The organism is bacterium (assembly GCA_030654305.1).
Taxonomy (GTDB): Bacteria; Krumholzibacteriota; Krumholzibacteriia; order LZORAL124-64-63; family LZORAL124-64-63; genus PNOJ01.
Map to the genome: position 1 here is coordinate 1 of JAURXS010000303.1, position 8,918 is coordinate 8,918.

Genomic DNA, 8,918 nt, shown 5'->3' on the forward strand with positions numbered 1-8,918 from the left:
GCCGCCGACCGCCTGCGCGACGCCGCGGCGCCGGGCTGGGTCTGCGACGGCTCGCGCCTGCGCGACGAGCTGGGCTTCGGCGGCGCGCGCGACCTGGCGCGGGGCTTCGCCGAGACGCTGGACTTCTACCGCCGGGAAGGATGGCTCCGTGCGCCGTAGACTGCAGGCGCTGGCCCTGTACCGCATCGAGCTGGACCGCTGGGCCGTGGTGTACCTGGTGGTCAGCGGCTTCTACCCGCTGCTGCGCCCCGACGTCGTGGCGCGGCCCTACGAGCGTCTGGTCTGGCACCTCGGCGCGGCCCTCTTCGTGTGGTTCCTGCCGCCGCTGGCCCGCATGTCGCGCTCGGCCCTGGTGCGCTTCCTGGGCGAGATCTACCTGCCGTTCGCGTTCCCGCTGTTCTACGCGGAGATGGAATACCTGGGCATCGTCTTCCACGGGTTCCACGACAGCTTCGACCCGGTGCTGATCGGCTGGGAGGAGAGGATCTTCGGGCTGCAGCCGAGCCTGGCCTGGAGCCGGGCCTGGCCGTGGGCGTGGTTCCACGAGCTGATGGAGATGGCCTATTTCAGCTACTACGCCCTGGCGCCGCTGGTGCTGGCGATGATCGTGCGCGACGGCGGTCTGCCCGCCGGCCGGCGCTGGCCCGCGATCCGCGCCTTCGCGCGCGACCTGGGCGGCGTGATGCTGCTCTGCTACACCCTGTACACGTTCTTCCCGGCGTGGGGGCCGAAGTACTTCCGCACCGGCCCGATCCCCGTCGAGGGCTGGATCTTCACCGACATCATGCGCTACATCCACGCCAACGGCGCGATCCTGGGCGCCGCCTTCCCGAGCAGCCACGTCGCCGCCTCGATGGTGGCCTGGTGGCACGTCTGGCGGCTCTTCCCCCGCCACCGCTGGTGGATGTCGACCCTGTTCGCGCTGCTCTGCTCGGCGACCGTCTACTGCCGCTACCACTACGTGGTGGACGTCATCGGCGGCCTGATGCTGGGCGCGCTGGTGATCTGGGCCGGCGAACACCTGTACGAGACGGGCCGCCGCCTCCCCTGGCGCTCGTGGCGGCCGCCGGCGCCGCCCCGCCTGCGCTGGACGCGCCGCTAGCGCGCCTCGCCCGCGGACCCGCCCTTCACGATGTTGGTCGCCAGCGCGATCATCGAACCCACGTCGCTGAGGTTCGCCGGCAGGACCAGCGTGTTGCCGACCTTGGCGAGCCGGCCGAACTCCCCGACGTACTGCTCGGCCACGCGCAGGCGCATGGCCTGATCGCCGCCGGGGGTGCTGAGCGCCGAAGCGACCTGGCGCAGGCCCTCGGCGGTGGCCGTGGCGACGGCCAGAATGGCCGCGGCCTCGCCCTGCGCCTCGTTGATCTGCTGCAGCTGGTTGGCCTCGGACTCCTTGATGACCCGCTGCTTCTCGCCCTCGGCCCGGTTGATCTGGGCGTCGCGCTCGCCCTCACTGGTGAGGATCGTGGCGCGCTTCTCGCGCTCGGCGCGCATCTGCTTCTCCATGGCGCTGAGCACGTCGCGCGGCGGGTTGATGTTCTTGATCTCGTAGCGCAGCACCTTGACGCCCCACGGTTCGGTCGCCTTGTCCAGCTCCTGCACCACCTGCTGGTTGATCGTGGCGCGCTCCTCGAAGGTGCGGTCCAGGTCGATCTTGCCGATCTCGCTGCGCAGCGTGGTCTGGGACAGCTGCGTGATGGCGAAGTTGAAGTCGGAGATGCCGTACGACGCGCGCTGCGGGTCGAGCACCTTCAGGTACAGCACGCCGTCGACGCCGACCTGCACGTTGTCACGCGTGATGCAGACCTGCTCGGCGATGTCGAAGGCCCGCTCCTTGAGGCTGTGCTTGTAGGCGACCTTCTCGACGAAGGGCACCAGGATGTGGAAGCCCGCCTGGATGGTCTTGCGGTACTTGCCCAGGTATTCCACGATGTAGGCGGACTGCTGGGGCACGACGATCGCGGTCCTGGCGATCACGATCAGGACCAGGAATACGACGACGACGGCGGCGATCATGGTGTCCATGGCGTCCTCCGATGAAGGCGGTTGGCGGTTCGGTTCACTCGGCGCGGACGAGCAGGGTCAGCCCGTCCACTCCCTTGACCCGGCAACGGGCGCCGGCGGCCAGGTCGTCATCGCCGTCGTTGCGGGCGTCCCAGGCCGTGCCGCGCAGGTCGACGCGCCCGTGCGCGCCGGCCGGGATCGGCGCCTGGGCGCTGGCGATCTCGCCGATCAGCTCGGGGCCCATCGCCCGGTCGACCTTCGCGAGCTTGCGCTTCAACGGGCCCCGGTACAGGACCAAGCCGGCCACGGCCAGCACGGCGAACAGCAGCCACTGCGTCCAGGCCGGCAGGTGGAGGCCGCAGACCCCGAGCAGGCCCACCAGCAGCCCGGCCAGGCCGAAGAAGACGAGGTAGAAGTCGGCGGTGATGACCGCCTCCGCGGCGAGCAGGATCGCGCCCACGATGATCCAGATCCACCAGGCCATGTCGCCTCCTGTCGGGATGGGTCTGCGAGCGGCGGGAACCCCCGCGCGATGGTATCGGGGGACCGGTCGGCCGTCAAGACGGCAGGCTCGGAGGGAGACATACGCAGGCCGGCCTGCTAGGATGCGCGGCGTCGTTCCGTTCAGCCATCCGGAGGTGCCAGCATGCAGAACGTCCGCGTCGGCCTCATCATGACCCTGGCCGGCAGCCTCGCCCTGGGCGTGGTGTTCGGCCTGATCTTCCACCGCCTGTTCCTGTCCAACGTGCCGCAGCAGTGGCTCTCGAGCGCCCAGACCGCCATCGCGCCGGTGACCTTCGTGGGCACGGGCCTGGGACTGGGGTTCGTGATCTGCCTGTGGGCCCTGCTGGTGGCGTGGCTGGCGCCGCGCTTCCGCAAGCCCGCCCCGAAGGCCGACTGAACGCGGCGCGGCCGGCCGGCGCCCCTCGCGCCGGCCGGCCGCCGTGTTCTCCCGCCGGGAGTCAGATCTTCACCAGCTCCACGCGCCGGTTGTTCGCGCGGCCCTCGGCCGTGTCGTTCGTGCCGAGCGGCTTGGTCTCGCCCAGACCCTTGACCTCGAGGCGGTCCGCCGCGATGCCGAAGGCGCTGCCGAGGTAGTCCTTCACCGACGCGGCCCGCTGCTGCGAGAGGACGCGGTTGGCGTCGTCGGCGCCCTCGCTGTCGGTGTGCCCCTCGATCGACAGGCGCAGGCCGGCGTCCGCCTTCAGCAGCTCGCCGAGGTCGGCGAGCGTCTTGTAGGACTCCGCCTTGATCACGGCCGACCCGGAATCGAACAGGATGCCGTGGGTGACGATGCGGCCGTCCTGGGCGAGCTGGTCGCGCATGGTCTTGCCGCCCGCGGCGAAGCGGAAGCCCGACATGAGCATCGGGTTGCCCTCCTGGTCCCAGCGGTCCATGGCGACCTTGATCCCGTCGGGCGCGAGGCCCTCGACCTTCGGCACGTTCCCCACGCGCTCGTTGTCGACGTAGCACTTGAAGGTGGTCGACGTCGCCATGATCCGCAGGGTGTGCCGGCCCTTGCCGACGCGCTGCGTGAGCGCCTTGTCGGACTTCGTCACGCCGCCGACGGTGACGCGCGTGTTCTGGCTGTCGCCGAAGAAGAAGACGATCGCCTCCGTCTCGCCCTCCATCAGCTTGATGGTGTACCAGTGGCCGCTGTGGGGCTCGCCGTTGTCGTAGATCTCCATCTCGATGGTGTACTTCTCGGGGAACGGACCCGCGGGCAGCTTCGGGCTGAGGTTGCCGGTGTCGGTGCAGAGGATCCAGCCCTTGTCGCCCTTGCGCGCGACCTCGAAGACGCCGTCGACCAGGTTCCAGCGGCTCGGGAACTCGCCGACCTCTTCGTGGTCGAGGGCGTCGCAGAAGATCGTCCGGTCGCCCGGCACGAAGTCGCAGCGGGTGTAGAGGGCCATGTCCTCGGCGGCCTTCCCCGCGGGACGGCCTCCCGACGCGCCGCCGCCGGACGCGGCCGTCTGCAGGGGCGCGTCGTCGTCATCGCCGGCGCCGCCCGCCGCCGGCGCGGTCTCGCTTCCGCGAGCGCCTCCGCCGCCGCCCGCCGCGTACTCCTGCGTGTACTGGCCGTCACCCGTGTAGCGGTAGTACTCCTCGGGCACGTCCTTGGCGACGCGCTCGACGGCCTTGGCCAGGACGGTGCGCAGGGCCTTCTCCATGGGCTGGTTGGAGTAGCTGCCCAGCGCGCCGCCGAGCGCCACGTCCTCGACCCAGCCCCGGCCCGTCAGGTCGGTCGACCAGCTCTTGGACTTGCCCTCGACGCTGAAGGCCTTGATCACGCGGCGGGTGCGGATGTCGACGAGCTTCAGGTCCAGCGCGCATTCGGCCGTGTTGCTGCTGACGCCGACCGAGCCGCCCAGCCGGCTCTTGGCCGCGCCGAGCAGGCCGCCGCCGCCGCTGGCCTCGGGCTCGAAGCTGGTGACCGCGCCGGTGATCATGACGTCGGCGCCTTCCATCAGCCCCCGCTCGGCCCCGCGCCCCTGTTCGACCAGTCCCGATTCGGCGAGCTCGATCTCGCCCGCCAGTTCGGCGACTTCGTCCTGGCTCGCCAGCACGATGAAGCGGTCCTCGTTGGCCAGGGCCGTCGACAGCATCTGGCCGATCGCAGCCGCCATGCTCCCGTCGCACTGGCCGGCGTTGGACTTGATCTGGCCGACGACGATGCGGCACTTGTTGTTCTGCTCGGTCAGCCGGTCCTTGGTCCCGGCCGCGGCGGTCCCGGCAGCCAGCAGGCCCAGAAGCGCCAGCGCGACGGCGAGGCGGCCCACGGTTCGACGGTTCATCGTTCACCCTCCGGAATCGGTTAGCCGGCGATCCGGCACGCGAGTAGCGGGCGTCGACGATACCGCCGATCGGCTGAACATGGCAATTCATTGTTGGTGGGCGGCCTTGACGGCGGGGACCCGCCGAGCCGGAAAGAAGAAGGGCGCCTCCCGGGCGCCCTCGGCACGTTCGCCATCCCTAGCGGGCTCAGCCGAACCCGCCGTGGCTGCCGTGGCCGCAACCGCCAACGCCGCCGCTCCCGCCGCCGGCATCCTTGCTGGCGAACGTGGAGAGCTTGCGCTCCGACTTGCGGGCGCCGCAGGCAGGGCAGGCGACCTTCCCCGCCGCGGCCTCGGTCGACGTGCAGAGTTCCTCGTACTCGGCGCCGCAGGCGCGGCAGGTGAACTCGTACATGGGCATGTCACGCACCCCCGGTCTTCGGTCGGTCGTCGTCTTTCGTTTTCGGAGCCCGATCACCGATCGAGCAGCTGGCGGCGCCTCAGGTGGGCACGCCCAGGCGCGGGAAGACCCAGCGCACCAGGGCGAGGTAGATCGCGAGGATGATCAGGGCCTTCGTCACGGCGACTCCCATCGTTCCCTTATATTCCAAGTTCATTGACTACTAATATAGCTGCGCCCCTCCGGACGTCAAGACCGCCGGTCAGAACGTGCCCCGCACCCAGCCGCCGTCACAGGCGACGCACTGGCCGGTGACGTAGGACGCCCCCTGCGACATCAGGAACAGGACCAGCGCCGCCAGCTCCTCGGGGCGGCCCAGACGCCCGGCCGGGATCTCGCGCTCCCAGGCCGCCAGCACCTCCTCGCGCGTGGCGGCCGCGCCATCGGCGAGCTTGCGCGCGATCAGCCGCTCCACCGCGCTGGTGAGGTGGAAGCCCGGCGCGACGGAGTTGACGGTCACGCCGCGGGGCGCCGCCAGCCGGGACAGGTCCTTCACCAGCGCGTGCACCGCCGGGCGGATCACGTTCGAGAGCGTCAGGTTGTCGAGCGGCTGGCGGACCGTCACCGAGGTGACCGCGACGATGCGCCCGTAGCCGCGCTCCATCATGCCGGGCAGCACGCGCCGGCAGGCCTTCACGGCGCTCTCGAGGTTCAGGCGGTAGGCCGCCTCCCAGGCCGCGAGGTCCGCCTCGAGGAAGCCGACCGCCGGCGGGCCGCCGGCGTTGACCAGCAGCAGCTCGACCGGCCCCAGGGCGTGCTCGATCTCGGTGACGAAGTCCGCCAGCGCGTCGCCGTCGGACACGTCGACCTGCGCGGCCAGCACGCGGCCGTCGCCGGCCGCGGCCACCGCCGCCGCCGCCACGGCCAAGTCGTCGGCGCCGCGGGCGCACAGCGCGACGCGCGCCCCCTCGCGGGCCAGCCCCTCGGCCACGGCCCGGCCGAAACCGCGCGACCCGGCCGTCACCAGCGCCACCCGCCCCTTCATGCCCAGATCCACTGCCCACCTCCCCGGACCGGATGGCTCCTTGCGGGGCCGCGGCCCCATCGCTTAAGGTTGCCCGGATCATAAGGCCTGCCAGCCCCGGAAGCGACCCCCAGCGGAGGATCCGTGAGCAAATTCCAGCGTACGCTCGTCACCGCCGCCCTGCCCTACGCCAACGGCGAAATCCATCTCGGGCACCTCGCGGGCGCCTACCTGCCGGCCGACGTCTACGCGCGCTACCTGCGGCTGCGCGGGCGGGACGTGCTGTTCATCTGCGGCACCGACGAGTACGGCGTGCCGATCACCCTGACCGCCGAGAAGCAGGGGATCACGCCCCAGGAACTGGTCGACCGCAACCACGCCTCGATCAAGGCCTCGTTCGAGGGCTTCGGCATGACCTTCGACAACTTCTCGCAGACCAGCCGCGCCATCCACACCGAGACCAGCCAGGCCTTCTTCCTGGACCTGCACCGCCGCGGCGTGCTGGTCCAGAAGTCGAGCGAGCAGTTCTACAGCCCGACCCAGGGCCGGTTTTTGGCCGACCGCTACATCGAGGGCACCTGCCCCCAGTGCCACAGCCCCGGCGCCCGCGGCGACCAGTGCGAGAAGTGCGGCTCGTCGCTCAACCCCGACGAGCTGATCGAGCCGCGCAGCGTGCTGGACAACTCGCCGCTGGAGAAGCGCGCCACGGTCCACTGGTACCTGCCCCTGGACGCCTGGCAGCCGGAGCTCGAGTCCTGGCTGGCCACGCACCCGGAGTGGAAGGAGAACGTCCTGAACTACTGCCGCGGCTGGTTCCAGGACGGCCTGCAGCCGCGCGCCGCCACCCGCGACCTGCACTGGGGCGTGCCGGTGCCCCTGCCGGACCACGAGGGCAAGGTCTTCTACGTCTGGTTCGACGCGCCCATCGGCTACATCTCCGCGACGCGCGAGTGGGCGGCCGCGCGGGGCGATCCCGAGGCGTGGCGCCTCTGGTGGCAGGACCCGGACTCGCGCCTGGTCCACTTCATCGGCAAGGACAACATCGTCTTCCACGCGATCATGTTCCCCGGCATGCTGATGCACCACTCCGAGCCCTGGGTGCTGCCGGACAACGTCCCGGCCAACGAGTTCCTGAACCTCGAAGGCAACAAGCTGTCCACCAGCCGCGGCTACGCCGTCTGGCTGCCCGATTTCCTGCAGCGCTTCTCCGCGGACACGCTGCGCTACACGCTGGCGCGCACGCTGCCCGAGACCAAGGACACGAACTTCACCTGGGAGGGCCTGCAGTCGCGCTCCGACAACGAGCTGGGCAACAACTTCGGCAACCTCATCAACCGCGTGTTCACCTTCGCGCACAAGTACTTCGAGGGGCGCGTGCCCGCCTGGACCGAGGCCGACCTGACCGACCTGGACCGCGCCGCCCTGGACGAGGTGGCCGCCTGCCGCGGGCGCTGGGCCGAGCGCCTGGAGCGCTTCGAGATCCGCGCCGCGCTGGACGAAGCCTTCGCCGCCGGCCAGACCGGCAACCGCTACTTCGACGAGTCGGCCCCCTTCCGCAGCCGCAAGGACGACCTGGCGCGCTGCGGCGTCTCGATCGCGGTCACGCTGCAGATCGTGCGGCAGATCGTGGTGATGCTGGCGCCGGTGGTGCCGTTCAGCATGGCGAAGGTGTGGGGGTGGCTGGGGATGGAGTCCGACCTGCACCGCGGCGGCTGGGCGGAGGGGCTCGAGGCGTTGCCTGCCGGGCGAGCGCTGGGGACGCCGGAGATTTTGTTCCCCAGGCTGGATCCCGACGTCATCGCTGCCGAGGTCGAACGGCTGCGGGCGTTGACGGACGGGTTGGCCTGAGCCTCGAAGCCTGACTCGGGCGGCTGACCGGTTCCTGGGGACTGGTCACCTCAACGGTACAACTCGATCCGCGCTACCGCGATGTCGGCCGCGAAGGCCTTCTTGGCCGCGACGACGCCGATGCGCTGTAGTCGGGACATGTCCAGCGCCGCCCCCAGAGACTCGGGCTGGAAGTCGGCGAAGGCGATCTCGACTGCGGACCACTCGGGACCACAGGGCAGTTCCGCCCCGTAATACTGCCAGGGCAGCCGGCAATCCGAGGTGCGCAGATGGAGGTAGTAGCCGTCGCCGGCGCCGCGCACCAGCAGGCGTAACCCGGTCCAGCCCCGCGCATCCAGCGCGTCGCCGCGCGCCGCGAGGGGCAGCGCGACCTGGATGAAGCCGCCGTTGTTGGCGAGCGAGACCTCGCCGCTCAGGCGCAGGCAGCGGCGCCCGTCGAGGATTTCGACCTCACTGGTGGCTTGCGAACGGCCGCCCATGACCTGGTCGGTGAATCGTTGCCAGGCCGTCGCGAGGCTCGAGACGCCGTCGTCGCGGGAAAAATCGTCGATCAGGAGCGTCGCCTCGTCAGAGCGACCGCCGTCGGGGGTGTCATGATCCATGGCGCTCCCATCCGGCGCCCCCGACAGGGAGGCACCCAGGGTGAAGGTCGCGGCCAGAACGGCCATCAGGCTCGACGTGCGGGCGTGGATGTCGAGCGTGCGGGTCACGGTCTTCAGGCCTCCGGGGTTCATCCAGTAGCACAACTTAGACATCATTCGGCAGTTGCGCCCGCCATAGCTCTGCTTCAAGATCGGTTGCGGACCGGACCCGCACCTGCAGCGCACCGATCCGCAACCGGCCTTCAACGCCATGCCATATCTGA

9 protein-coding genes are annotated in these 8,918 nt (G+C 70.4%); 3 read left to right on the forward strand and 6 right to left on the reverse strand.

The window, feature by feature from the left end; all coding sequences use genetic code 11:
- The first annotated feature begins 148 nt into the window (after window positions 1-148).
- Window positions 149-1,102: a phosphatase PAP2 family protein gene (locus tag Q7W29_08685; protein ID MDO9171891.1), complete on the forward strand. Its 954-nt coding sequence runs from the start codon at window positions 149-151 to the stop codon at window positions 1,100-1,102.
- Here the strand turns inward: Q7W29_08685 and Q7W29_08690 are convergent.
- Both Q7W29_08690 and Q7W29_08695 read right to left on the reverse strand, forming a co-directional pair.
- Window positions 1,099-2,019, reverse strand: coding sequence for a stomatin-like protein (locus Q7W29_08690; GenBank protein ID MDO9171892.1), 921 nt, complete (start codon window positions 2,017-2,019; stop codon window positions 1,099-1,101). The genes Q7W29_08685 and Q7W29_08690 overlap by 4 nt on opposite strands.
- Window positions 2,020-2,062: 43 nt before the next feature.
- Entirely contained in the window at window positions 2,063-2,491 is a 429-nt protein-coding gene (locus Q7W29_08695) for an NfeD family protein (protein ID MDO9171893.1), read from the reverse strand.
- Between the two features lie 162 nt (window positions 2,492-2,653).
- Here Q7W29_08695 and Q7W29_08700 point away from each other — a divergent pair, with 162 nt between their 5' ends.
- Window positions 2,654-2,908: a hypothetical protein gene (locus tag Q7W29_08700; GenBank protein MDO9171894.1), complete on the forward strand. Its 255-nt coding sequence runs from the start codon at window positions 2,654-2,656 to the stop codon at window positions 2,906-2,908.
- 61 nt (window positions 2,909-2,969) lie between these two features.
- Here the strand turns inward: Q7W29_08700 and Q7W29_08705 are convergent, their stop codons facing one another.
- From Q7W29_08705 to Q7W29_08715, 3 genes are all read right to left on the reverse strand, one after another.
- Entirely contained in the window at window positions 2,970-4,802 is a 1,833-nt protein-coding gene (locus tag Q7W29_08705) for a CsgG/HfaB family protein (protein MDO9171895.1), read from the reverse strand.
- 187 nt (window positions 4,803-4,989) lie between these two features.
- Window positions 4,990-5,202, reverse strand: coding sequence for a zinc ribbon domain-containing protein (locus Q7W29_08710; protein MDO9171896.1), 213 nt, complete (start codon window positions 5,200-5,202; stop codon window positions 4,990-4,992).
- 241 nt (window positions 5,203-5,443) lie between these two features.
- Window positions 5,444-6,238 carry an SDR family oxidoreductase gene (locus Q7W29_08715; protein ID MDO9171897.1) on the reverse strand — a complete coding sequence of 265 codons (795 nt, stop codon included), beginning with the start codon at window positions 6,236-6,238 and terminating at the stop codon, window positions 5,444-5,446.
- Window positions 6,239-6,349: 111 nt separating this feature from the next.
- On the opposite strand from Q7W29_08715, the gene metG reads away from it, so the two are divergent.
- Window positions 6,350-8,053, forward strand: a complete 1,704-nt coding sequence (gene metG / locus Q7W29_08720) for a methionine--tRNA ligase (GenBank protein MDO9171898.1) — start codon at window positions 6,350-6,352, stop codon at window positions 8,051-8,053.
- Between the two features lie 50 nt (window positions 8,054-8,103).
- Here metG and Q7W29_08725 read toward each other — a convergent pair.
- A partial coding sequence (locus Q7W29_08725; protein ID MDO9171899.1) for a CIA30 family protein occupies window positions 8,104-8,918 on the reverse strand: 815 nt, incomplete at its 5' end.